Raw genomic sequence first — 23,916 nt, 5'->3', positions numbered from 1 at the left:
GACTAATTTGTTGACTGATACACCGCCATCGCAGGCAAGCCAGCTCCCACATTTTTTAAGCCGGTTCCGTCAGTTAGACCGGTGCCGGGGCGCGACGCGAGTCCGCCGGTTTCTCCCAACCATCCGCAGCCGCTTCTTCAATCGCCTGCTGGATGGCTTTCTTGCGGTGCTCTTCGGCACGGCGGCTGAAGAACCACACCAGGAAGGTCACGATCGACACCGCCAACAGGATCAAGCTGGCCACGGCGTTGATCTCGGGTTTAACCCCCAGGCGCACCGCCGAGAACACTTCCATCGGCAACGTGGTCGAACCCGGCCCCGACACGAAGCTCGCCAACACCAGGTCATCCAGGGACAGCGCGAACGACATCATGCCGCCCGCCGCCAAAGACGGCGCGATCATCGGGATGGTGATCAGGAAGAACACCTTCCACGGCCGCGCCCCCAGATCCATGGCGGCCTCTTCAATCGACAGGTCCAGCTCACGCAAGCGCGCCGACACCACCACTGCCACATACGCCGAACAGAACGTGGTGTGGGCGATCCAGATGGTCACCAGGCCACGCTCCTGGGGCCAGCCGATCATCTGCGCCATGGCCACGAACAGCAGCAACAGCGACAGACCGGTGATCACTTCCGGCATGACCAGCGGTGCCGTTACCAGGCCGCCGAACAGCGTGCGGCCCTTGAACTGGCTGATACGCGTCAGCACGAAGGCCGCGAGCGTACCGAGTGCCACTGCCGCAATCGCCGTGTAGCAGGCAATTTCCAGCGAGCGCCCTACCGAGCCCATCAACTGGGTGTTGTCCAACAGGCCGACGTACCACTTCACCGACCAACCGCCCCACACCGTCACCAGTTTGGATTCGTTGAACGAGTAGATCACCAGGATCAGCATCGGCAGGTAGATGAACAGCAACCCCGCCACCAGCATGAAGCTTGAGAAACTGACGCGCTTCATATCTTGCCCTCCATCTCTTTGGCTTGGCTGCGGTTGAACAGGATGATCGGCACGATCAGGATCGCCAGCATCACCACCGCCAGGGCAGACGCCACCGGCCAGTCACGGTTGTTGAAGAATTCTTGCCACAACACTTTACCGATCATCAGGGTTTCCGGGCCGCCCAGCAGTTCCGGGATCACGAACTCGCCCACCACCGGGATAAACACCAGCATGCAGCCGGCGATGATGCCGTTCTTGGACAGCGGCACGGTGATTTTCCAGAAGCTGTTGAAGGTGCTCGAGCCCAGGTCCGAGGCGGCTTCCAGCAGGCTCTGGTCGTGCTTCACCAGGTTGGCGTACAGCGGCAGGATCATGAACGGCAGGTACGAATAGACCACGCCGATATACACCGCGATGTTGGTGTTGAGGATCTGCAGCGGTTCGTTGATCAGCCCGATGGACATCAAAAAGCCGTTGAGCAAACCGTTGTTGCTGAGGATGCCCATCCACGCATACACCCGGATCAGGATCGCGGTCCAGGTCGGCATCATGATCAGCAGCACCAGCACGGTCTGGATTTCCTTGCGCGCGCTGGCAATGGCGTAGGCCATCGGGTAGCCGATCAACAGGCAGAGGATGGTGCTGAAAAACGCCATCTTCAGCGAGCCCAGGTATGCCGCGATGTACAACTCGTCATCGCCGAGCATCCCGTAGTTGGCCAGGTTCAGAACCAACTGCAGTTTCTGTTCAACGAAGGTGTAGATCTCGGTGTACGGCGGGATCGCCACGTCGGCTTCGGCAAAGCTGATCTTCAAGACGATGAAGAACGGCAGCATGAAGAACAGGAACAACCAGAGGAAAGGGATCCCGATGACCACGTGCCGGCCACCGGGCGTTATTCGTTGCAGCTGGCGTTTGAACTTCTTCATGTTCATGAGCGAAGTACCACGCCGCTGTCGTCTTCCCACCACACGTACACCTGGTCACCCCAGGTAGGACGCTGGCCACGGCGCTCGGCGTTGGCCACGAACGATTGCACCAGCTTGCCGCTCGGCAATTCGACGTAGAACACCGAGTGGCCGCCGAGGTAGGCGATGTCATGCACCTTGCCGCTGGACCAGTTGTGTTCGCAGGTCGGCATTTCGGTGGTCACCAGCAGCTTTTCAGGGCGGATGGCGTAGGTCACCGACTTGTCTTCCACCGAAGTGGCGATGCCGTAGCCGACGTAGATGTCGCGGTCCAGGTCCGGGCACTTGAGTACTGCGTGGCCTTCGGCGTCGTCCACCACCTGGGTGTCGAAGATGTTGACGTTGCCGATGAACTCGCACACCAGGCGGCTGGTAGGCGTTTCATAGATATCGATCGGGCTGCCGATCTGGGCGATCCAGCCCAGGTGCATGATCGCGATGCGCTCGGCCATGGTCATGGCCTCTTCCTGGTCGTGGGTCACCATCACGCAGGTCACGCCCACGCGCTCGATGATCTCCACCAGCTCCAGTTGCATCTGCGAACGCAGCTTCTTGTCCAGTGCGCCCATCGGCTCATCGAGCAGCAGCAGTTTCGGACGCTTGGCCAGGGAACGCGCCAGGGCCACCCGCTGACGCTGGCCGCCAGACAGCTGGTGCGGCTTGCGCTTGGCGTACTGGCTCATCTGCACCAGCTTGAGCATCTCGGCCACGCGGGCGTCGACCTCGGCCTTGGGGATCTTGTCCTGTTGCAGGCCAAACGCGATGTTCTGGGCCACGGTCATGTGGGGGAACAAGGCGTAGGACTGGAACATCATGTTGATCGGCCGCTCGTACGGCGGCATGTCGGTGATGTCCACACCGTCGAGGTAAATGCGTCCTTCCGTTGGGCGCTCGAAGCCTGCGAGCATGCGCAGCAAAGTGGATTTGCCCGAACCCGATCCGCCGAGCAAGGCGAAGATCTCGCCTTTCTTGATTTCCAGGGACACATCGTCCACGGCAATCGTCTCGTCGAACTTCTTCGTGACCCGGTCGATTTTGACCAGCACCTTTTTAGGTGACTGGTCGCCCTCGAGGGCTTTCTTATAGGCGCCGGAGGCAACTGCCATTTACGAAACTCCCAGAAAAAAAAGAGTGCAGCGTGCCCAAAATGGGCCAGCCTTGGATAGTTTGAGCCTTACTTGCCCGTCTTGACCTTGGTCCAGCTACGGGTCATCAAACGTTGCACTTTCGGGGGTAGCTCGAAGTTGACAAAAGTCCGGTCGAGAACCGCCTGCGGTGGGTAAACCGCTTCGTCAGTGCGTATCGATTGCTCCATCAGTTTGTCCGCCCCTGGGTTAGGGTTGGCGTAACCGACGTAATCACTGACCTGAGCGATCACCTCAGGTTTCAGCAAATAGTTGATGAAGGCGAGGGCCTCTTTGACGTTGGTGGCATCCTTGGGGATGGCCAGCACGTCGAACCACAGGTTGCCGCCTTCTTTGGGAATCACGTAGGCGATGTTCACGCCTTTGCCCGCCTCGGCCGCGCGGGCCTTGGCCTGGAACACATCACCGGAGAAGCCTGCCGCCACGCAGATGTTGCCGTTGGCCAGGTCGGAGATGTATTTGGAAGAATGGAAGTAGGTCACGTACGGACGCACTTTCAGGAGTTTCTCTTCGGCCTTCTTGTAGTCTTCAGGGTTGGTGCTGTTGGGGTTCAGGCCCATGTAGTTGAGCACCGCCGGCAGCATTTCATCCGCCGAGTCCATGAACGACACGCCGCAGCTCGCCAGCTTCTTCATGTTTTCCGGCTCGAACAGCACGGCCCAGGAGTCAATCTTGTCGACGCCCAGCACTTCTTTGACTTTATCTACGTTGTAACCAATACCGTTGGTGCCCCACAGGTACGGCACGGCGTACTGGTTGCCCGGGTCGTTCTTTTCCAGACGCTTGAGCAGCGCCGGGTCGAGGTTGGCGTAGTGGGTCAGTTGCGACTTATCAAGTTTCTGAAACGCCCCGGCCTTGATCTGCTTGCCAAGGAAGTGGTTGGACGGCACGACCACGTCATACCCGGTCCGCCCGGCGAGCAACTTGCCTTCCAGGGTTTCGTTGGAGTCGAACACGTCGTAGACCGGCTTGATACCGGTGGCTTTTTCAAAGTTGGCCAGGGTGTCCGGGCCAATGTAGTCCGACCAGTTATAAATATGCACCGTCGGCGCGGCCTGCACGCTGGCAGCCAGCGTGATACCTGCACCCACCAGCATGGCTTTGCGAAATAAAGAAATTGGCAAGTGGAGGTCCTCTTAATAGTTGGGCCCGAAGTTGTTGCCCGGCAACAAAACCGGCGCGCAACTTACCCTCGATAAACCGATCCGGCAAAACTTTCTGTCATTTAATTGTTTCGCTAACCACCGCGCGCATCGCGGCAGTTAGCAAAACAGCTATCAAAGCGGCTTACTTGCCCGATTTGATCTTGGTCCAGCTGCGGGTCATTTCCCGCTGAGTAGCAGCCGGCAAGTCAGCAATGGCATACAGCTTGGCTTGCACGTCCGCTGGCGGATAAATGCCTGGGTCGCTGGTGATGTCTTTGTCGACCAATGCGGTGGCTTTCTCGTTACCGTTCGGGAAGCGCACGCTGTTGGTAATGCCCGCCATGACTTCCGGCTTGAGCAGGTAGTTCATGAACTTGTAGGCAGCGTCGACGTTTTCGGCATCTTTAGGGATGGCGACCATGTCGTAGAAACTGCCGGCACCTTCTTTCGGAATGTCGTAGGCAACCTTGACCTTGCCACCGGCTTCAGCCGCGCGGGACTTGGCCTGTTGCACGTCACCCGAGTAACCCACGGCGACGCAGATGTTGCCGTTGGCCAGGTCGGAGATGTACTTGGACGAGTGGAAGTAGCCGATCGAAGGACGCAGCTTGAGGAACAGGGCCTCGGCTTGCTTGAGGTCTTCTTTCTTCTGGGTGTCGGTCGGCAGGCCCAGGTAATGCAGCGCTACCGGCAGCATTTCGGTTGGCGAATCGAGGAAGCTCACACCGCAGCCTTTGAGCTTGGCGAGGTTTTCCGGCTTGAGGATAACGTCCCACGAGTCGATCTTGTCGATGCCCAGTGCGGCCTTGACCTTCTCGGGGTTGTAGCCGATGCCGATCGAGCCCCACATGTACGGGAAGGCGTGCTTGTTGTCCGGGTCACTGACGGACACGGCCTTAAGCAGCGACTTGTTCAGGTTGTCGTAGTTCGACAACTTGGACTTGTCCAGCTCCTGGTAAACACCGGCCTTGATCTGCTTGGCGAGGAAGTTGTTCGACGGCACGACAATGTCGTAACCGGACTTGCCTGCCAGCAACTTGGCTTCCAGGGTTTCGTTGGAGTCGAACACGTCATAGACCACCTTGATCCCGGACTCTTTTTCAAAGTTCGCGATGGTGTCCGGTGCGATGTAGTCGGACCAGTTATAAACGTGCAGCACTTTATCGTCGGCGTGCGCCGCGCCTGCCATGGCCCCCATCAGGGACAAGGCCAGGAGGGTCTTGCCAGCGTTCTTCAAACCTAATGCCTTCATTCGGTCATGCTCCAATTTTTTCTTTTTTGGGCCACGTTCGTTCTTTAAGTACAACGTGTTTCGCAGCCCGTCTAAGGGCAACAAAACAGGGCGACAGTCTGGCAAGTTCAAGGGCCGGCTTTCAACCAATGCCCCGCTTTTCTAACATCCCGGAAGCAGCGCCCAGCAGGCGCTGCGTTCTGAGCCTAGCATTTAGCCCTGCAATGCCGCCAAAGTCAGGTCCAGGCAGTGCCGCGCCTTGGTCACCAACTCGTCTATCTCGGCCTTGCTGATCACCAACGGCGGCGAAATGATCATGGTGTCGCCCACGGCGCGCATGATCAGGCCATTCTCGAAGCAGAACGTGCGGCAGATCATGCCAACGCCCTTGCCTTCGTAACGCTTGCGCGTTGCCTTGTCCTGAACCAGCTCAATCGCACCGAGCATGCCCACACCGCGAACCTCACCCACCAACGGGTGATCAGCCAGTTCCCTCAGACGCTTTTGCAAATAGGGTGCCGTTTCGTCATGAACGCGCTTAACAATTTGTTCATCGCGCATGATGCGGATGTTTTCCAGGGCAACCGCTGCCGCCACCGGGTGACCGGAATAGGTGAAGCCGTGGTTGAAATCACCGCCTTCGTTCAGCACCGCGACCACTTCGTCGCGCACGATCAGGCCGCCCATCGGGATGTAGCCCGAGGTCAGGCCCTTGGCGATGGTCATCATGTCGGGCTTGAGGCCGAAGAAGTCGCTACCGAACCACTCACCGGTGCGGCCAAAGCCACAGATCACTTCGTCGGCCACGAACAGGATGTCGTACTTGGCGAGGATTTCCTTGATGCGCGGCCAGTAGCTGTCTGGCGGCACGATCACGCCACCGGCACCCTGGATCGGCTCGGCAATAAAGGCACCGACGTTGTCCACGCCCAGCTCCAGAATCTTCTCTTCCAGCTGGTTGGCGGCCCACACGCCGAACTCTTCCGGGCTCATGTCGCCGCCTTCGCCGAACCAGTAAGGCTGGGCGATGTGGACGATGCCCGGGATCGGCAAGTCGCCCTGCTCATGCATATAGGTCATGCCGCCCAGGCTGGCGCCGGCCACGGTGGAGCCGTGGTAGCCATTCTTGCGGCTGATGATGGTTTTCTTGTTCGGCTGGCCTTTGATCGCCCAGTAGTGGCGGACCATACGCAGCATGGTGTCGTTGCCTTCGGAGCCGGAACCGGTGAAGAACACGTGGTTCATGCCTTGCGGGGCGATATCGGAGATGGCTTTGGCCAGTTCCAGCACCGGCGGGTGGGCGGTCTGGAAAAACAGGTTGTAGTAAGGCAACTCTTTCATCTGCTTGGCGGCCGCATCAGCCAGTTCATCACGACCGTAACCGATCGCCACGCACCACAGGCCGGCCATGCCGTCGAGAATCTTGTTGCCTTCGCTGTCCCACAGGTAAACGCCGTGGGCTTTGGTGATGATCCGTGGGCCTTTCTCTTTCAATTGCTTGAAGTCGCTGAACGGCGCCAGGTGGTGATCGCTGCTCAAGGCTTGCCATTCACGGGTTTGCGGGTTGTTGCTGGACATACCAATCTCCTAGATGTTTCAGGTGAGGACGCGCCGTTTAAAGGGCGCGCCCGGCGCATCAGACGGCGAAGAGCAGGAATTCCCGCTCCCACGAACTGATCACGCGCTTGAAGTTTTCATGCTCGGCCCGCTTGACCGCGACGTAGCCTGTGATGAATTTGTGACCCAGGTATTTCTCGATGGTCTTGCTGTTTTCCATGCGTTCGAGGGCGTCTTCGATGGTCAACGGCAGGCGCAGGTTGCGGCGCTCGTAACCCCGGCCAACCACCGGCGCGCTTGGGCTGATGCCTTCGACCATACCGATGTAGCCACACAGCAAGCTGGCGGCAATCGCCAGATACGGGTTGGCATCGGCGCCCGGCAGGCGGTTTTCCACCCGGCGGTTTTGTGGACCGGCGTCCGGTACCCGCAGGCCAACGGTGCGGTTTTCTTCGCCCCATTCCACGTTGACCGGCGCCGAGGTGTCGGGCAGGAAGCGGCGGAACGAGTTGACGTTAGGCGCGAACAGCGGCAACAGCTCGGGTATGAATTTCTGCAGGCCACCGATGTGGTGCAGGAACAGCTCACTTTTAGTCCCGTCTTCATTGGAGAACACGTTCTTGCCGGTGGCGATATCAATGATGCTCTGGTGCAGGTGCATCGCGCTGCCGGGCTCGCCGGTCATGGGCTTGGCCATAAAGGTGGCCGCCACGTTGTGCTTGAGCGCCGCTTCGCGCATGGTGCGCTTGAACACCAGGATCTGGTCGGCCAGGGACAGTGCGTCGCCGTGACGGAAGTTGATCTCCATCTGCGCCGTGCCGTCTTCGTGGATCAGCGTGTCGAGGTCCAGTTCCTGCAGCTCGCACCAGTCGTAGACGTCTTCGAACAACGGGTCGAATTCGTTGGCCGCTTCTATAGAGAAGGACTGGCGACCGGTTTCCGGGCGACCGGAACGGCCAATCGGCGGTTGCAGCGGGAAGTCCGGGTCTTCGCAGCGCTTGGTCAGGTAGAACTCCATCTCCGGCGCCACGATGGGCTGCCAGCCTTTGTCGGCGTAGAGCTTGAGGACTTTCTTGAGTACGTTGCGCGGCGACAGCTCGATCGGGTTGCCTTGCTTGTCGTAGGTGTCGTGGATCACCTGGGCGGTAGGCTCGATGGCCCAGGGCACCAGGTACACCGCGTTCTCGTCCGGGCGGCAGATCATGTCGATGTCGGCCGGGTCGAGCAATTCGTAATAGATGTCGTCTTCGACATAGTCGCCGGTCACGGTCTGCAACAGAACGCTCTCGGGCAGGCGCATGCCTTTTTCGGCGATGAACTTGTTGGTCGGCGAGATCTTGCCCCGGGTGATGCCGGTGAGGTCGCCAATCATGCATTCGACTTCTGTGATCTTGTGGTCTTTCAACCAATCGGTGAGCTGGTCGAGGTTGTTACTCATAAATGCCTCTGGGCTGTGTTTCCTGACATCCATTAAAGGTCAGGCGTAAGTTGACGCAGCATCCGCGTCGCGTTGCATCACCCGCTTTCGACAGGCATTGCCAAATGCCTGGAAGATTGCGAGGTAGTGCGGGTTAGAGCTTACCTGCCATTCGGGGTGCCATTGCACTCCTAAAGCAAAAGCCTTGCCCGCGGGGATCGAAAAGCCTTCGATCAAGCCATCCGGGGCGGTGGCCTCGACCTGAAAACCCGGCGCCAGGCGATCGATGCCCTGGGAATGAATCGAGTTGACCTGGATCGTCGGCGGCAAGCCCAGGCTTGCCAATACCCCATTCGGGGAGATCGTCACCGGGTGCGCCGGGCCATACTGGATGTCCAGCGGCTGGGTATCGTCTTCGCGGTGATCCATCATGCCCGGCACTTCGTGAACCTTCTGATGCAGGCTGCCGCCAAACGCTACGTTCATTTCCTGGAAGCCACGGCAAATCCCCAGCACCGGAACGCCTGCCGCGATGGCGGCACGCAGCAGCGGCAGGGTGGTTTGGTCCCGTGCAGAATCATGAGCAGTCCCGGGCGCGCTGGCCGGACCGTCGTAGTGAACGGGTTCGATATTGGAAGGTGATCCGGTAAAAAGAATGCCGTCCAGGCCGTCAAGAATATTGGCCGGGTCGAGCAGGTCCGCCAGGGACGGAATGATCAATGGCAAGCCCTTGGCAGCGGTGGCCACTGCACGGACGTATTTGTCGCCACTGATGTGATAAGCATGCAGACCGACCTGTTTGGAGCAGGCGGTGACGCCGATTAACGGCAGGCGAGACATGAAGCACCCCGGTATTATTGCTGTTATGGGTTTGAATCGAGCTTAGCCTTGTTCATTTTTTTACACAACACCCCCGTAAAAAATACAACACGGCCCGCTCAAACGTGCTGGTTCCAAGAGCACCAAACCCAAAAAACCGCCCCAAAAAGCCCCAAAAAAGCCCTCAAGGCGCTTTTTTAGGGCAAAAAAGGCCTCGCTTGACTTCGGCATGCCGTTCGGGTTGACTGAAACCCGAAGAGATCAATGATTGATATTTTTAACAACAAAGGTGTTGCATCATGTCGGTACCCCCGCGTGCCGTTCAGCTTAACGAAGCGAACGCGTTCCTTAAGGATCATCCTGAGGTTCTGTACGTAGACCTTCTAATTGCGGATATGAATGGTGTGGTGCGCGGCAAGCGCATCGAACGCACCAGCCTCCACAAGGTTTACGAGAAGGGCATTAACCTGCCTGCCTCTCTATTTGCCCTGGATATCAACGGCTCAACGGTGGAAAGCACCGGCCTGGGTCTGGACATCGGTGATGCTGACCGAATCTGTTATCCAATCCCCGACACCCTGTGCAATGAACCCTGGCAAAAGCGCCCAACCGCGCAACTGCTGATGACCATGCACGAACTCGAAGGTGAACCTTTCTTCGCCGATCCTCGCGAAGTCCTCCGCCAAGTTGTAAGCAAATTTGACGACCTCGGTCTGACCATCTGCGCCGCATTCGAGCTGGAGTTCTACCTGATTGACCAGGAGAACGTGAATGGCCGGCCACAACCGCCCCGCTCGCCGATCTCCGGCAAACGCCCGCACTCGACACAGGTCTACCTGATCGACGACCTCGACGAATACGTCGACTGCCTCCAGGACATTCTGGAAGGTGCAAAAGAGCAAGGCATCCCTGCCGACGCCATCGTCAAGGAAAGTGCCCCGGCGCAGTTCGAAGTGAACCTGCACCACGTTGCCGACCCCATCAAGGCCTGCGACTACGCGGTACTGCTCAAGCGTCTGATCAAGAACATCGCCTACGACCATGAGATGGACACCACCTTCATGGCCAAGCCTTACCCGGGCCAGGCAGGCAACGGCTTACACGTGCACATTTCGATCCTGGACAAGGACGGCAAGAACATCTTTGCCAGCGAGGATCCCGAGCAGAACGCCGCATTGCGTCACGCGATCGGCGGTGTGCTGGAGACCCTACCCGCCCAAATGGCGTTCCTGTGCCCTAACGTCAACTCCTACCGTCGTTTCGGCGCACAGTTCTACGTGCCGAACTCGCCGTGCTGGGGCCTGGATAACCGCACCGTGGCGATTCGCGTACCGACCGGCTCGTCCGACGCCGTACGTATCGAACACCGTGTGGCCGGCGCCGACGCCAACCCTTACCTGCTGATGGCTTCGGTATTGGCGGGCGTGCATCACGGCCTGACCAACAAGATCGAGCCGGGCGCACCGGTGGAAGGCAACAGCTACGAGCAGAACGAACAGAGCCTGCCGAACAACCTGCGCGATGCCCTGCGCGAGTTGGACGACAGCGAGGTGATGGCCAAGTACATCGATCCTAAATACATCGATATCTTCGTCGCCTGTAAGGAAAGTGAGCTGGAAGAGTTCGAACACTCCATCTCCGACCTTGAGTACAACTGGTACCTGCATACCGTGTAAGCGGTTGTCGGGTTAAAAAGAGCGCCGCAGGCTTTTGGCTTGCGGCGTTTTTTTATGCCTGTGGTGGCGAGGGAGCTTGCTCCCGCTGGGCTGCGAAGCGGCCCCAATAAGAACACCGGGTTCTTTCAGGCGGAACCGGCAGGTCTTGGGCCTGCTGCGCAGTCCAGCGGGAGCAAGCTCCCTCGCCACAGGGTATGGATCATCCAGTGGCTCTGCGTACAATGCCCGCTGCCCTGTAGGAGACTTCAATGAATCGCCCCGCCGCCCCTCGCAAACCCCGCGCCCGCAGCCAGGCCCGGATCGACGCGATCCTCGACGCCGCCCGCACCTTGCTGGCCGCCGAAGGCGTGGCGAGCCTGTCGATCTACAGCGTGGCCGAACGGGCGCAGATTCCGCCTTCGTCGGTGTACCACTTCTTCGCCAGCGTGCCGGCGTTGCTGGAGGCGCTGACCGCCGACGTCCATGCAGCCTTCCGCGCAGCCATTCAGGCGCCCATCGATCATGATTCACTCAAGCACTGGCGCGACCTGTCCTGCGTGGTGGAGCAGCGCATGCTCAGCATCTACAGCAACGACGCCGCCGCACGGCAATTGATCCTGGCCCAGCACGGGCTGACCGAAGTGACACAGGCCGACCGCCAGCACGATCTGGAGTTGGGAAACCTGATGTATGAAGTGTTCAACCGGCACTTCGAAGTGCCGAGCCTGCCCGCCGATGTCGACGTGTTTGCCTTGGCCCTGGAGCTGAGCGACCGGGTCTATGCGCGCTCGGTGCACCAGCACGGGCAAATCACCCCGCGCATGGCCGAGGAAGGCATGCGGGTGTTTGATGCGTATGTGGGGCTTTATCTGCCGGCGTTCCTGCCCAAGCGGGTGGTCACTGCCTGACTGATGTGTTGCCCACAAAGGCCTTATCGCAGGCAAGCCAGCTCCCACATTTGACTGCGTTCACAGATCAAAATGTGGGAGCTGGCTTGCCTGCGATGGCGGTTTCAAGAACGCCAATCACAACTTGGCGATCGACACCTCGGTGGACTTAACGAAGGCAATCACTTCGCTGCCAATCACCAGTTCCAGCTCTTTCACCGAGCGCGTGGTGATCACGGAAGTGACGATGCCGGACGCGGTCTGTACGTCGATTTCCGACAGCACGTCGCCTTCGACGATTTCCTTGATGGTGCCTTTGAACTGGTTACGTACGTTGATGGCTTTAATAGTCATGGTCGTTCTTCCTGTGTAAGACAAGTGAGTTATTGAGCCCAACGCAATTGCGTAGGCAGCGGTGAAACAGGTTCGGGTTCCGGCGGGGTGCCGGGCAGCGACAACACACGGTTAAGCACTTCGGTTTCCAGCGCCGCCAGGCGGTGGGAGCCACGTACCCGCGGACGTGGGAGCTCCACGTGCAGGTCGAGGCCGATTTCGCCGTCTTCGATCAAAATCACCCGGTCGGCAATGGCCACGGCTTCGCTGACGTCGTGGGTCACCAGCAGCACGGTGAAGCCGTGCTTCTGCCAGAGGTTCTCGATCAGTTGCTGCATCTCGATCCGGGTCAGGGCATCCAGGGCCCCCAGCGGTTCGTCCAGCAGCAACAGACGTGGTTGGTGGATCAAGGCGCGGGCCAGGGCCACGCGCTGCTTCTGGCCACCGGACAACGCCGCCGGCCACTCATTGGCGCGCTCGGCCAGGCCGACCGCTTCCAGCGCTTCCAACGCCTGCGGGCGCCAGTTGCCCTTGAGGCCCAGTCCCACGTTGTCGATGATCTTTTTCCACGGCAGCAGGCGCGCTTCCTGGAACATCAACCGCGTGTCTTCAATCGCATCGCTCAGCGGCGCAGAACCGGCGAGCAATTCGCCGCCACTGGCTTTGTCCAGGCCCGCCAGCAGGCGCAGCAAGGTACTTTTGCCGCAGCCGCTACGGCCCACGACCGCGACGAATTGACCGGCCGGGATGTGCAGGTCGATTTCCTTCAGCACTTCCCGCGCGCCGAAGGCCTTGCGCAACTTGCGCACTGCCAGGGGAATGCCCCGCAGCAGGCGTGGAGGTTGTTGAGCGGTCATGCCGCACCTCCTTTATTCACTTGATAGGCCGGGTGCCAGCGCAACCAGACGCGCTCCAGGCCACGCGCCGCCAGGTCTGCCAGCTTGCCGAGTACGGCGTACAGCACGATGGCCAGTACCACCACGTCGGTTTGCAGGAACTCCCGGGCGTTCATCGCCAGGTAGCCAATGCCGGAACTGGCGGAGATGGTTTCCGCAACGATCAGCGTCAGCCACATAAAGCCCAGCGCGAAGCGCACGCCCACCAGAATCGAAGGCAAGGCGCCCGGCAAAATCACTTGGCGAAACAGGCTGAAACCGGACAGGCCATAACTGCGGGCCATTTCCACCAGCGCCGGGTCGACGTTGCGGATGCCGTGGTAGGTATTGAGGTAAATCGGGAACAACGTGCCGAGGGCGACCAGAAATATCTTCGCCGTCTCGTCGATGCCGAACCACAGGATCACCAACGGGATCAGCGCCAAGTGCGGCACGTTGCGGATCATCTGCACCGAGCTGTCCAGCAGGCGCTCACCCCAGGTCGACAGGCCGGTGATAAAGCCCAGGGCCAGGCCGATGCTGCCGCCAATCAAAAAGCCCAGGCCCGCACGCCAGCCACTGATAGCCAGGTGCGTCCAGATTTCGCCGCTGCGGACCAGGCTGATACCGGCTTCGATCACCGCGCTGGGTGCCGGCAGAATACGTGTCGACAACCAACCGGCCGACACCGACAACTGCCATACCGCCAGCAACAGGATCGGCAGCGCCCAGGGCGCCAATCGATGACTTAATTTTTCAAGGTTCATGGCGGCGCCTCAGCTCTGGGACGCAGCTTTGGGAAGGATGTCGTTGGCGACCATTTCGCCGAACGGGCTGACGTAACCGGCGCCTTTGGGCAACTCGGGACGTTCGATGTCCAGGTGCGGGAACAGCAACTCCGCAACGCGATACGACTCTTCCAGGTGTGGATAACCGGAGAAGATAAAGGTGTCGATGCCCAGGTCAGCGTATTCCTTCACCCGTGCAGCCACGGTCGGGCCATCGCCCACCAGGGCTGTGCCGGCACCGCCGCGCACCAGACCGACGCCGGCCCACAGGTTGGGGCTGACTTCCAGGTTGTCGCGGCTGCCGCCGTGCAAGGCGGCCATGCGTTGCTGGCCCACGGAGTCAAAGCGCGACAGCGAGGCCTGGGCGCGGGCGATGGTCTCATCGTCCACGTGGGAGATCAGTTTGTCGGCGGCCTGCCAGGCTTCGGCGTTGGTTTCACGCACGATCACATGCAGGCGAATGCCGAAGCGCACGGTACGCCCGAGCTTGGCGGCCTTGGCGCGAACCTGCGCGATCTTTTCCGCCACCGCAGCCGGCGGCTCGCCCCAGGTCAACACCATTTCCACTTGTTCGGCCGCCAGGTCCTGGGCCGCTTCGGAGGAGCCACCGAAATACAGCGGCGGACGCGGTTGCTGGATCGGCGGGTAGAGCAATTTGGCGCCTTTGACACTGATGTGCTGGCCGTCGTAATCGACGGTTTCGCCTTCCAGCACGCGACGCCAGATGCGGGTGAATTCCACCGACGCCTGGTAACGCTCTTCATGGCTCAGGAACAACCCGTCGCCGGCCAATTCATCCGGGTCTCCACCGGTCACCAGGTTGAACAACGCCCGGCCGCCGGACAACCGGTCCAGGGTCGCGGCCTGACGCGCAGCCACCGTCGGGGAGATGATCCCGGGGCGCAGCGCGACAAGGAATTTCAAGCGTTGGGTCACCGGAATCAACGACGCCGCCACCAGCCACGAGTCTTCGCAGGAGCGGCCGGTAGGGATCAGCACCCCGCCGAAGCCAAGGCGGTCGGCCGCCTGGGCCACTTGCTGCAGATAACCGTGGTCTACGGCGCGAGCGCCTTCGGCGGTGCCAAGGTAATGGCCGTCGCCGTGAGTAGGCAGAAACCAGAAAATATTGAGGCTCATGGAGTTGTCTCCTGAAGAAGTCGGATTACGGCGCTTTGGCAACGGCGGCGGGTGGCGTCCAGATCACGTCCTTGATGTTCAAGGGTTTGGGGATCAATTTGAGTTGGTAGAAGCTGTCGGCGATTTTCTGCTGCGCGGCAACCACTTCCGGGGTCAGGAACAGCGCGCCGTAGCCCTGGCGTTTCACCGAGGTCAGGGTGATGTCAGCCGGCAGGCCCAGCAGCGGTGCAACTTGTTCGGTGACTTGCTCCGGGTTGGCCTTGGACCACTCGCCCACCGCGCGCACTTCTTCCACCAGCGCCTTGATCACCTCAGGGTGTTTTTCGGCGTAAGGCTTGGTGGCCAGGTAGAACTGATGGTTGTCGGCGATGCCGGTGCCGTCACGCAGGGTGCGGGCTTGCAGCTGTTTCTCGGCAGCCGCCTGATACGGGTCCCAGATCACCCAGGCATCGACACTGCCACGCTCGAACGCGGCGCGGGCATCGGCGGGCGGCAGGAAGACGGTCTGCACGTCGGTGTATTTCAGGCCGGCATCTTCCAGGGCACGCACCAGCAGGTAGTGCACGTTGGAGCCTTTGTTGAGGACGACTTTCTTGCCCTTGAGGTCTTGCACCGATTTGATCGGCGAATCTTTCGGCACCAGGATCGCTTCACTGGTCGGCGCCGGTGGCTCGTAGGCGACGTAAAGCAGATCGGCACCGGCGGCCTGGGCGAACACCGGCGGGGTTTCGCCCGTCACGCCGAAGTCGATGGAGCCGACGTTCAGTCCTTCCAGCAGCTGTGGGCCACCAGGGAACTCAGTCCATTGCACCTGGACGCCCTGCTCGGCCAGGCGCTTCTCCAGCGAGCCCTTGGCCTTGAGCAGCACCAGGGTGCCGTACTTCTGATAGCCGATTCGCAGGGTCTCGGCCGCTTGAGCTTGAACAATGGCGCCGAAGGACACGGCCGCAGCAAACAGTGCGACCAGACCACGACGCAAGATGACAGTGCGCATGGCGCTCTCTCCACAATACGATTAGGGGGTTGGCTGCACCTGCTTGGCCGTTGGCGGCTGAGTAAGGTGAGTAGTACTTGTTGAATCCAGGTAAAGCTGGGTAAGGCTTAAATGCTCCAGCGAGCACTCAACAAACGTTCATTCAACACATTGGGGTCAAGGGGTTTCGGGCGGCGGGCCATGGCGCTGTAGAACGTCTCCAGGGCCTCGCTCAAACGTTGTTCCAGCACCGGCACCAGTTGCGCCTGGGCGCTGCCTTCGCCGTAGGCGATCTGGCTGTCTTCGGCAAAAATCCCGTGGAGCAATTCCTGGGCTTTCAATGCCGACAGCACCGGCTTCAGCGCGTAGTCCACCGCCAGCATGTGGGCGATGCTGCCGCCGGTGGCCATCGGCAATACGATTTTGTGGGCCAGGGCGCGTTCAGGCAGCAGGTCGAGGATGGTTTTCAGGGCGCCGGAAAACGAGGCCTTGTACACCGGCGTGGCGATCACCAGGCCATCGGCGTTCGCCACTTGCTGCAGCAGGTCGATGATCTTCGGGCTGTCGAACCGCGCGTGCAGCAAGTCTTCGGCCGGGAAGTCCCGTATCTGATAACTCACCACTTCCACGCCTTGTTGCTGCAACCAGTTGCGGGTGTGATCCAGCAAGACCCCGGACCGGGAACGTTGGCTGGGGCTACCACCAAGTGTTACAACCAGCATGTAGGAAATTCCTTTGGAAAGTGTCGGCGGTTCGCTATGTGGCGATGGCGCCAAGATGGAACAGACCATATCAGCCAATTTATATATCTATAAATCTTATTTTTTCATTTGTTTATTCTTTAAATGCATATGCCGCTCACTAAACTCCAGGCATAAAAAAAGGCCGTCGAAACGGCCTTAAAACCCCTGCTTTGTGAGACGGTTTGCAGCATGAACTCTTTGTTGCCTGTCAGGCCGCCATCGCGGGCAAGCCCGCTCCCACAGGGGAATGCGATCAACTGTGGGAGCCGGGCTTGCCCGCGATGGCGGTATCAGTGTTAGCGGTTTGGTTGAGGCGTCAGCCGCAGATACGGCTTAACGGCCCGGTAGCCCTTCGGAAAGCGCTTCTTGATCTCTTCCTCGTCCTTGAGCGACGGCACGATCACCACTTCATCACCGTCCTGCCAGTTGGCCGGGGTGGCGACTTTATGGCTGTCGGTCAGCTGCAGCGAGTCGATCACCCGCAGGATTTCGTGGAAGTTGCGGCCGGTGCTGGCCGGATAGGTAATGGTCAGGCGAATCTTTTTGTTCGGATCAATCACGAACAGCGAGCGCACAGTGAGGGTGTCACTGGCGTTCGGGTGGATCAGGTCATACAGGTCGGAGACCTTGCGGTCTGCGTCGGCCAGGATCGGGAAGTTAACGATGGTGTTCTGGGTTTCGTTGATGTCTTCGATCCACTTGTGGTGCGAGTCCACCGGGTCTACCGACAGGGCAATGGCCTTGACGCCACGCTTGGCGAATTCATCCTTGAGCTTGGCGGTGAAGCCCAACTCGGTGGTGCACACCGGGGTGAAGTCCGCCGGGTGGGAAAACAGTACACCCCAGCTATCGCCCAGCCACTCGTGGAAGCGAATCTTGCCGGCGCTGGAATCCTGTTCAAAGTCGGGGGCGATGTCGCCCAGTCTGAGGCTCATGGTGTGGCTCCTGATGAGTGCTTATGGAACCCACTGTGCCTGCGTTGCGGATTATTTAAAAAGAATAAATATCGATTTATCTAGACGATAAAGGAATATTAAAAATCTATTCATTGGAAAGTCGAACGGGCGAAGCGCACCATCTCTTCAAGGTTCGAGAAGGCCTTGAGACGCTGTACAAAGAGGGGATTCAGGAAGGGCTTGCGGGGGTTGAGCCCGACTTGAACAGTAAAGCACCCTGCCCGGCATTGCGCCGGGCAAGGTTTTACGCTCTGACTGTTACAACAGCGGGATCGAGTAGCTGACGATCAGACGGTTTTCGTCCTGGTCGCGAACTGCAGGAATGCCGGTACGCCACATAGCGTTTTTCCAGGCAACACCCAGGTTTTTCAATGGGCCTTGTGGGACAACGTAGGCCAGAGTGATATCGCGCTCCCACTCGGTTTGACCGGACACTGCGACTCTGCTGGCAACGGTGTCGATGTTGCTACCGCGCAGGTAAACGATACCGGCGGTCAGGCCAGGCACGCCGACCTTGGCGAAATCGTAAGCGTAACGAGCTTGCCAGGTACGTTCGCCGGCACGGGCGAACTTCTGGATCTGCATGTCGGTAGTGGTGCTGTTCGACGAACCGTCACCCTGGTTCAGCCAAGGGAAGTCACTGTCGCCCTTGGTGTACTGGTAGCCGCCACCGAAGGTGTGACCGTTAACCGAGTACAGAGCCAGGTAGCTGTAGAGGTCGTTGTCAACTTTGCCTTTAACGGTAGTGCCGCCGTAGTAACCGCTGGTGTAGTAAGCGGAAGTATCACCGTTAGCGCCGTTGTCGCGGCTGCGGTAGTAACGCAGGTCACTTTTCAGGACACCAGGACCGATAGCCCAGTTGTGGACCAGACCCAGGAAGTTCTGAGCGTAAAAGTCCTTCAGCTCGCCGTAATAGTACGAAGCAGTCAGGTCCTTGGTGATTTTGTAATCAGCACCAGCGTAGTAGAACTTATTTACGAAGCCATTCGCGTAGGAGCTGTTGGCACCGGCGAGGGACAGGCCTTCGTTGTTGCTGGAGTTACGGCCCTTGGCGTGCTCGATCTGACCAGCAGTCAGGGTCAGGTCCTTGATATCGTTCGAAACGATTTCGCCGCCCTGGAAGGTTTGTGGCAGCAGACGACCATCGTTGTACTTGATGACCGGGTTGTTCGGCTGCAAGGTGCCGATTTTCAGCACGGTCTGGGAGATCTTGACCTTACCGGTCACGCCCAGGCTGGCGAAGTCATTGACGGCTTCATTGCCATCGCTTGGGAATACGGTGCCGCCGGAAGCAGTACCGTTGTAGTTACCGTGCTCTGCGCGACTGGAGTCCAGACGTACCCCGTACAGGCCAATGGCGTCAACGCCGAACTGGACAGTACCCTGGGTGAAGCCCGAGATGAAACGCAGATCGAAGCCTTGGCCCCACTCAGCGTTCTTGTTACGGGTGTTGGACGCCGAGGATGGCTGGCCATCACGGTTGTCAGTGTTGATGTAAAAGTTACGCAGACCCAGTGTTGCCTTGCTGTCTTCGATGAAACCTGCGGCGCCTGCTTGTTGAGCGATTGCCCCCAAAGCTACGGCCAACGCCAATGTTGACTTCTTCATGTACCGCTCCTCTCATTTCTAATTTTTGTATTTCTTAGGTCTCGGGTCTGACGCCCTTGATCCACAGATGCGCGATTAGCACCGGATAGTGACCGACAAGTCAATCGTAACCTTGTGTGTCTACTACTTTCGTCTAACCGCAGTTAATTTGGTCCCTGCAGGGTAATGAGTTTTTCATACACCCAAAAAGAATTGTTTCATCCTTTTTCATACGATTCAGGAATAACGCTTTCCATGGGACGGTCGGGCCATCAAGGCGGAACCGCTCCATAAGGGTGTTCCTGAAGCGCATGTCTCTTCGCCTTTTTAGATCGTTTCGCGCTGACCCAAAGGTCAATACGTCACCCACGATCAAAAATGCGACGCCATCATGGCCAAACGCACATCATTCCGTCAATTTGTTACAGTTTCTGTATCGATGAAACTTTTTTGCCGTCCCAACAATCCACCTCACCGTACCCGGCGATAATGTCAGTTTGATGTCAGTTTTGTGGATAAATCGGCAAACCCTGTATTCAGGGCCGATGCACCCACCCCGGATGCAGGACTCGCCAAATTGACAGGCGAGAGGATTGCCCCCTCGCCCCTTCAGGCTTACAACGCCTTTTCGAAAATCTTCGAATTCCGCTGATAGTTGTACAGCGACGCCCGCGCCGAGGGCAGGCGATCCACCGTACTCGGCACAAAACCACGCTCGCGGAACCAGTGGGCGGTACGCGTGGTGAGGACGAACAACGTCTTCAAACCCTGGGCCCGGGCACGGGTCTCTATGCGCTCCAGCAGTTCATCGCCACGACCGCCATGACGGTATTCCGGGTTCACCGCCAGGCACGCCAGCTCGCCCGCGTCCGAGTCGGCAATCTGGTACAGCGCCGCACAGGCGATGATCATGCCTTCACGTTCCACCACGCTGAACTGCTCGATTTCCCGCTCCAGCACTTCCCGGGAACGACGCACCAGAATCCCCTGTTCTTCCAGCGGACTGATCAGATCCAGCAAACCGCCGACGTCTTCAATCGCCGCTTCGCGCACCAGCTCGAACTGTTCCTGGGCCACCAGCGTACCGCCGCCGTCCCGGGTGAACAGCTCGGTCAACAAGGCGCCGTCTTCGGCATAACTGACAATATGGCTGCGCCCTACTCCGCCACGGCACGCCTCGGCGGCCGCGTCCAGCAGTTCGGCCTGGTAGTTGCTGCCCAGGCGCTGCAGATGCGCGGGCACCTGTTGTGGCCGCAGCTCACGCACCAGGCGACCGTGTTCGTCGATCAGGCCAAGGTCGGCGCCGAACAGCAGCAGCTTGTCCGCGCCCAGGTCGATGGCGGCGCGGGTGGCGACGTCTTCGCAGGCGAGGTTGAAGATTTCACCAGTGGGCGAGTAACCCAGCGGCGACAGCAGCACGATGGAGCGCTCGTCCAGCAGGCGGTTGATGCCCTTGCGGTCGACCCGGCGCACTTCGCCGGTGTGGTGATAGTCGACACCCTCAAGCACGCCGATCGGGCGCGCCGTCACCAGGTTGCCGCTGGCCACCCGCAGGCGCGAGCCCTGCATCGGCGACGAGGCCATGTCCATCGACAACCGCGCTTCGATGGCGATGCGCAGATGGCCGACCGCATCAATTACACACTCCAGGGTCGCGGCATCGGTGATGCGCAAGCCTTCGTGGTAAGCCGGGGTCAGGCCGCGGGCAGCGAGGCGGGTTTCGATTTGCGGGCGTGAGCCGTGGACCAGCACCAGCCGCACGCCCAGGCTGTGGAGCAGCACCAGGTCATGGACGATGTTGCCGAAGTTCGGATGTTCCACACCATCGCCCGGCAGCATGACCACAAAGGTGCAGTCGCGGTGGGCATTGATGTAAGGCGAAGCGTGACGAAGCCAATTGACGTATTCGGGCATAGAACCTGGGCCTGTAATAAAAAGCAGCCAAAAAAGGATGAATCATGGAAACGCACAGCGGGCTGTTGGTTATCGTCGGAACAGGCTTGGCGACACGCTCGCTCTCCTTCTATGTACGGATGGGCAGGGGTTAATTTATGCAGGTGTCAGGCAGTAATGTTGAATCAGTTCCCGCAATAGACGCACTGTAGGCGTCAAGCGTGACATTTCAAGGTACTCGCCGGGCTGGTGGGCACAGGCGATATCGCCAGGGCCGAGCACCAGGGTCTCGCAACCAAGGCGCTGAAGATAAGGCGCTTCGGTGCCGAACGCTACTGCTTCGGCGCGATGACCGGTAAGTCGTTCAGCAACCCGCACCAACTCGGCATCCTCAGGCTGCTCGAAGGGTGGCACTTCCGGGAACAGTGGCGCGTAGTCGATCTTCACCTGATGGCGCTCGGCCAGGGGCTCGAGCTTTTGCCGAATGGCGGCGCGCAATACCTGGGGATCCATGCCGGGCAAGGGCCGCAGGTCGAACTCCAGGGAGCATTGGCCGCAGATGCGGTTGGGGTTGTCACCCCCGTGGATGCAGCCGAAGTTCAGGGTGGGTTGCGGCACGCTGAATTGCGGGTTGCGGTATTCGCGCTGCCAGGCCAGGCGCAGGCCGCGCAGTTCGCCGATGGCATCGTGCATGGCTTCGAGGGCGCTGTGGCCCAGGCTTGGATCCGACGAATGGCCGCTGCGCCCGAGGATATCGATGCGCTCCATCATCACGCCTTTATGCAGGCGGATAGGCTTGAGGCCGGTGGGCTCACCGATCACCGCCGCGCGACCTAAAGGACGACCCGCCTCGGCCAGCGCACGGGCGCCGGCCATGGAGCTCTCTTCGTCGCACGTGGCGAGGATCAGCAGCGGTTGCTTGAAGGATTGGTCCAGCAGCGGCTGCACCGCCTCGATCACCAGGGCGAAAAAGCCCTTCATGTCGCAACTGCCCAGTCCTACCCAGCGGCCGTCGACTTCCGTCAGCTTCAGCGGATCGGTCTGCCACAGCGCGCCGTCGTACGGCACGGTATCACTGTGCCCCGCCAACACCAGGCCGCCAGGGCCGGTGCCGAAGCTCGCCAACAGATTGAATTTGCCGGGGCTGACCTGCTGGATGTCGCAGGCAAAACCCAGATCCCCCAGCCAGGTGGCGAGCAAATCGATGACCAGGCGGTTGGATTGGTCGAGAGAGGCCTGGGTACAACTGACCGAAGGCGCGGCAATCAGCGCGGCGAACTGTTCTTTCATGGACGGTAAAGGCATGCGCTGTCTCTCAACTTCCCGGACGAACCCCATCATAGAGCTATCTGCGTTGCACAATAAACCGTTGCGGCACGTTGCCGGGCTCAGTCCTGTACACTGCACGACCTTGGCAGCCACACATTTCCCCGGCTGCGCTCCCGATCCTGGATTTTCCGGCCATGCAGAAAGAAACCGAAATCAAGCTACGCGTCAGCCGCGAAACCCTCGCTGCGCTGCGTGAGCACCCGTTACTGAAAAAACGCAACAAAAGTGGCTGGGAACGCCGTGAGTTGATGAACCAGTACTTCGACACCCCGGAGCGCGACCTGGCCCAGGCCAAGGTTGCCCTGCGCCTGCGCAAAGACGGCGACGAAGTGATCCAGACCCTCAAGACCCGTGGCCAGAGCGTCGCCGGTCTGTCGGAACGCAATGAGTACAACTGGGACCTGGCCAAAGCCAAGCTCGACGTGAAGAAACTCGACGGCGAATGCTGGCCCGAGCAACTGGCCGAGCTGGACAAAAAGACCCTCAAGCCGATCTTCACCACCGATTTCGTGCGCGAGCGCGCCGAAATCGCCTGGGGCCGTGGCAAGGCCAAAGTCGTGATCGAAGCCGCCCTGGACCTCGGTCACGTGGTCGCCGGCAAGCAGAAAGAAGAAATCTGCGAGCTGGAACTGGAGCTGCGCGAAGGCGACCCGGCCGCCCTGCTGGAACTGGCCGCAGAGCTGGCCGCAACCCTGGCACTGATGCCGTGCGATATCAGCAAGGCCGAGCGTGGCTATCGCCTGTTCGACGCCAACAGCTATTCCCTGAGCCTGCCGGCACCGGTACTGCACGCCGAGATGCCGCTGGACGACGCGTTCGCCGCCGTCATGTGGCACCTGTTGGGCAGCAGCCAGCGTCTGGCCGAGCAATACCGTTTCAATGGCCACTGGCGTCTGCTGCAAGACTGGGTGGAAAACCTCGGCGAATTGCGTGCCCTGCTCGGCAGCCTCGGCCAGGCCGCGCCACGCCAGTCCACCAGCGAACTGCGGGCCGCACTGGACGCCTTGCTGGAAGACTGGCGTCCGCTGGTCCAGGCCGGTGACGACGATGAAGACATCCGCAAAGCCGCGCCGGAACAGTTCGCCGAAGAACTGGAAGACGTGCGCTGGGGCCTGTTCTCCCTGACCACCTCCCGCTGGCTGCTCGCCCGCACCTGGGCGGCCGATCGCAACGTGCGTGGCAACCGCCAGGGCGCAGCACAACTCGCCAACTGGCTGCCGCGCCTGCTGGCTGACGACGCCGTTGCCCTGCAACTGCCGCGTTACCAGCAACAGCCGGAAGACCTGGCTGAGCAACTGCCGCGCATCGAACGCATCCTGGCCTGGCTGCACCATGCACGCCAGGTGCTGGAGATCGCCGAGCTGGACCGTTTGTATGGCGAGCTGAACAAGCTGGCCCACCTGGCCAACCAGCCGATTACCGATGAGTCGCTGGATGCGCGGATGCATCAGGCGATCGCGGTTTATCAGAATCGCGCCTGGAAAACCCTGCTGCGCCTGTAACCCCCTTGGTGGCGAGGGAGCTTGCTCCCTCGC

The 23,916-nt window shown here is 59.9% G+C and carries 21 protein-coding genes; 3 read left to right on the top strand and 18 right to left on the bottom strand.

From position 1 onward, the window contains the following. Positions 1 to 73: 73 nt before the first annotated feature. From P3C29_RS03150 to P3C29_RS03115, 8 genes are all read right to left on the bottom strand, one after another. Positions 74 to 961, bottom strand: coding sequence for an ABC transporter permease subunit (locus P3C29_RS03150; protein ID WP_010167842.1), 888 nt, complete (start codon positions 959 to 961; stop codon positions 74 to 76). Continuing rightward, positions 958 to 1,878 (bottom strand): ABC transporter permease subunit, encoded by a 921-nt coding sequence (locus P3C29_RS03145; RefSeq protein ID WP_003213882.1) that lies wholly within the window; start codon positions 1,876 to 1,878, stop codon positions 958 to 960. Before P3C29_RS03145 ends, P3C29_RS03150 begins: the two co-directional genes overlap by 4 nt. Next, positions 1,875 to 3,017 (bottom strand): polyamine ABC transporter ATP-binding protein, encoded by a 1,143-nt coding sequence (potA, locus tag P3C29_RS03140; protein ID WP_010167845.1) that lies wholly within the window; start codon positions 3,015 to 3,017, stop codon positions 1,875 to 1,877. The genes P3C29_RS03145 and potA overlap by 4 nt, the downstream gene beginning before the upstream one ends. Before the next feature lie 68 nt (positions 3,018 to 3,085). Next, the gene (locus tag P3C29_RS03135; protein ID WP_201125641.1) at positions 3,086 to 4,180 is read right to left on the bottom strand and encodes a polyamine ABC transporter substrate-binding protein; all 1,095 of its coding nucleotides are present in this window, start codon (positions 4,178 to 4,180) and stop codon (positions 3,086 to 3,088) included. A gap of 163 nt (positions 4,181 to 4,343) precedes the next feature. Next, positions 4,344 to 5,438, bottom strand: coding sequence for a polyamine ABC transporter substrate-binding protein (locus P3C29_RS03130; protein WP_010167848.1), 1,095 nt, complete (start codon positions 5,436 to 5,438; stop codon positions 4,344 to 4,346). 207 nt (positions 5,439 to 5,645) lie between these two features. Further along, complete coding sequence (locus P3C29_RS03125) at positions 5,646 to 7,010, bottom strand: aspartate aminotransferase family protein (RefSeq protein WP_010167849.1); 1,365 nt, start codon at positions 7,008 to 7,010, stop codon at positions 5,646 to 5,648. Between the two features lie 58 nt (positions 7,011 to 7,068). Next, the gene (locus P3C29_RS03120; protein ID WP_010167850.1) at positions 7,069 to 8,427 is read right to left on the bottom strand and encodes a glutamine synthetase family protein; all 1,359 of its coding nucleotides are present in this window, start codon (positions 8,425 to 8,427) and stop codon (positions 7,069 to 7,071) included. A 39-nt stretch (positions 8,428 to 8,466) separates the two neighbouring features. Further along, entirely contained in the window at positions 8,467 to 9,246 is a 780-nt protein-coding gene (locus P3C29_RS03115) for a gamma-glutamyl-gamma-aminobutyrate hydrolase family protein (protein ID WP_275963894.1), read from the bottom strand. 278 nt (positions 9,247 to 9,524) lie between these two features. Here P3C29_RS03115 and P3C29_RS03110 point away from each other — a divergent pair, with 278 nt between their 5' ends. Then, complete coding sequence (locus tag P3C29_RS03110; RefSeq protein WP_003213894.1) at positions 9,525 to 10,901, top strand: glutamine synthetase family protein; 1,377 nt, start codon at positions 9,525 to 9,527, stop codon at positions 10,899 to 10,901. 248 nt (positions 10,902 to 11,149) lie between these two features. Then, a complete protein-coding gene (locus P3C29_RS03105; RefSeq protein WP_275963893.1) occupies positions 11,150 to 11,788 on the top strand; it encodes a TetR/AcrR family transcriptional regulator in 639 nt (212 codons plus the stop codon). Between the two features lie 117 nt (positions 11,789 to 11,905). Here the strand turns inward: P3C29_RS03105 and P3C29_RS03100 are convergent, their stop codons facing one another. The 10 genes from P3C29_RS03100 to argE form a co-directional block, all read right to left on the bottom strand. Beyond that, the gene (locus tag P3C29_RS03100; protein ID WP_003213899.1) at positions 11,906 to 12,121 is read right to left on the bottom strand and encodes a TOBE domain-containing protein; all 216 of its coding nucleotides are present in this window, start codon (positions 12,119 to 12,121) and stop codon (positions 11,906 to 11,908) included. A gap of 29 nt (positions 12,122 to 12,150) precedes the next feature. Continuing rightward, positions 12,151 to 12,957 carry an aliphatic sulfonates ABC transporter ATP-binding protein gene (gene ssuB / locus P3C29_RS03095; protein ID WP_010167853.1) on the bottom strand — a complete coding sequence of 269 codons (807 nt, stop codon included), beginning with the start codon at positions 12,955 to 12,957 and terminating at the stop codon, positions 12,151 to 12,153. Then, complete coding sequence (gene ssuC / locus P3C29_RS03090) at positions 12,954 to 13,742, bottom strand: aliphatic sulfonate ABC transporter permease SsuC (protein WP_275963892.1); 789 nt, start codon at positions 13,740 to 13,742, stop codon at positions 12,954 to 12,956. Before ssuC ends, ssuB begins: the two co-directional genes overlap by 4 nt. A gap of 9 nt (positions 13,743 to 13,751) precedes the next feature. Further along, the gene (gene ssuD / locus P3C29_RS03085) at positions 13,752 to 14,900 is read right to left on the bottom strand and encodes an FMNH2-dependent alkanesulfonate monooxygenase (protein WP_010167857.1); all 1,149 of its coding nucleotides are present in this window, start codon (positions 14,898 to 14,900) and stop codon (positions 13,752 to 13,754) included. A 25-nt stretch (positions 14,901 to 14,925) separates the two neighbouring features. After that, positions 14,926 to 15,894, bottom strand: a complete 969-nt coding sequence (locus P3C29_RS03080) for a sulfonate ABC transporter substrate-binding protein (protein ID WP_010167860.1) — start codon at positions 15,892 to 15,894, stop codon at positions 14,926 to 14,928. Between the two features lie 107 nt (positions 15,895 to 16,001). Beyond that, on the bottom strand, positions 16,002 to 16,595 hold the full coding sequence (gene ssuE, locus P3C29_RS03075) for an NADPH-dependent FMN reductase (protein WP_003213909.1): 594 nt from the start codon (positions 16,593 to 16,595) through the stop codon (positions 16,002 to 16,004). A gap of 317 nt (positions 16,596 to 16,912) precedes the next feature. Further along, the gene (locus P3C29_RS03070; RefSeq protein ID WP_010167863.1) at positions 16,913 to 17,551 is read right to left on the bottom strand and encodes a peroxiredoxin; all 639 of its coding nucleotides are present in this window, start codon (positions 17,549 to 17,551) and stop codon (positions 16,913 to 16,915) included. A 279-nt stretch (positions 17,552 to 17,830) separates the two neighbouring features. Continuing rightward, complete coding sequence (locus P3C29_RS03065) at positions 17,831 to 19,180, bottom strand: OprD family porin (protein ID WP_201125644.1); 1,350 nt, start codon at positions 19,178 to 19,180, stop codon at positions 17,831 to 17,833. A gap of 594 nt (positions 19,181 to 19,774) precedes the next feature. After that, entirely contained in the window at positions 19,775 to 21,073 is a 1,299-nt protein-coding gene (argA, locus tag P3C29_RS03060; protein WP_010167865.1) for an amino-acid N-acetyltransferase, read from the bottom strand. Positions 21,074 to 21,208: 135 nt separating this feature from the next. Then, positions 21,209 to 22,357 (bottom strand): acetylornithine deacetylase, encoded by a 1,149-nt coding sequence (gene argE, locus P3C29_RS03055; protein ID WP_275963891.1) that lies wholly within the window; start codon positions 22,355 to 22,357, stop codon positions 21,209 to 21,211. A 158-nt stretch (positions 22,358 to 22,515) separates the two neighbouring features. On the opposite strand from argE, the gene P3C29_RS03050 reads away from it, so the two are divergent. Further along, a complete protein-coding gene (locus P3C29_RS03050; RefSeq protein ID WP_201125647.1) occupies positions 22,516 to 23,883 on the top strand; it encodes a CYTH domain-containing protein in 1,368 nt (455 codons plus the stop codon). Positions 23,884 to 23,916 lie beyond the last annotated feature (33 nt).

Origin of the sequence: Pseudomonas sp. 1912-s (assembly GCF_029269205.1) — a bacterium.
Taxonomy (GTDB): Bacteria; Pseudomonadota; Gammaproteobacteria; order Pseudomonadales; family Pseudomonadaceae; genus Aquipseudomonas.
This window is presented reverse-complemented; position numbering and strand designations above follow the sequence as displayed.

Bases quoted from the DNA above. Each gene is read 5' to 3' on its own strand.
- P3C29_RS03150 (WP_010167842.1), bottom strand. From the start codon at position 961: ATGAAGCGCGTCAGTTTCTCAAGCTTCATGCTGGTGGCGGGGTTGCTG.
- P3C29_RS03145 (WP_003213882.1), bottom strand. From the start codon at position 1,878: ATGAACATGAAGAAGTTCAAACGCCAGCTGCAACGAATAACGCCCGGT.
- potA (WP_010167845.1), bottom strand. From the start codon at position 3,017: ATGGCAGTTGCCTCCGGCGCCTATAAGAAAGCCCTCGAGGGCGACCAG.
- P3C29_RS03125 (WP_010167849.1), bottom strand. From the start codon at position 7,010: ATGTCCAGCAACAACCCGCAAACCCGTGAATGGCAAGCCTTGAGCAGC.
- P3C29_RS03120 (WP_010167850.1), bottom strand. From the start codon at position 8,427: ATGAGTAACAACCTCGACCAGCTCACCGATTGGTTGAAAGACCACAAG.
- P3C29_RS03115 (WP_275963894.1), bottom strand. From the start codon at position 9,246: ATGTCTCGCCTGCCGTTAATCGGCGTCACCGCCTGCTCCAAACAGGTC.
- P3C29_RS03110 (WP_003213894.1), top strand. From the start codon at position 9,525: ATGTCGGTACCCCCGCGTGCCGTTCAGCTTAACGAAGCGAACGCGTTC.
- P3C29_RS03105 (WP_275963893.1), top strand. From the start codon at position 11,150: ATGAATCGCCCCGCCGCCCCTCGCAAACCCCGCGCCCGCAGCCAGGCC.
- P3C29_RS03100 (WP_003213899.1), bottom strand. From the start codon at position 12,121: ATGACTATTAAAGCCATCAACGTACGTAACCAGTTCAAAGGCACCATC.
- ssuB (WP_010167853.1), bottom strand. From the start codon at position 12,957: ATGACCGCTCAACAACCTCCACGCCTGCTGCGGGGCATTCCCCTGGCA.
- ssuC (WP_275963892.1), bottom strand. From the start codon at position 13,742: ATGAACCTTGAAAAATTAAGTCATCGATTGGCGCCCTGGGCGCTGCCG.
- ssuD (WP_010167857.1), bottom strand. From the start codon at position 14,900: ATGAGCCTCAATATTTTCTGGTTTCTGCCTACTCACGGCGACGGCCAT.
- P3C29_RS03080 (WP_010167860.1), bottom strand. From the start codon at position 15,894: ATGCGCACTGTCATCTTGCGTCGTGGTCTGGTCGCACTGTTTGCTGCG.
- ssuE (WP_003213909.1), bottom strand. From the start codon at position 16,595: ATGCTGGTTGTAACACTTGGTGGTAGCCCCAGCCAACGTTCCCGGTCC.
- P3C29_RS03070 (WP_010167863.1), bottom strand. From the start codon at position 17,551: ATGAGCCTCAGACTGGGCGACATCGCCCCCGACTTTGAACAGGATTCC.
- P3C29_RS03065 (WP_201125644.1), bottom strand. From the start codon at position 19,180: ATGAAGAAGTCAACATTGGCGTTGGCCGTAGCTTTGGGGGCAATCGCT.
- argA (WP_010167865.1), bottom strand. From the start codon at position 21,073: ATGCCCGAATACGTCAATTGGCTTCGTCACGCTTCGCCTTACATCAAT.
- argE (WP_275963891.1), bottom strand. From the start codon at position 22,357: ATGCCTTTACCGTCCATGAAAGAACAGTTCGCCGCGCTGATTGCCGCG.
- P3C29_RS03050 (WP_201125647.1), top strand. From the start codon at position 22,516: ATGCAGAAAGAAACCGAAATCAAGCTACGCGTCAGCCGCGAAACCCTC.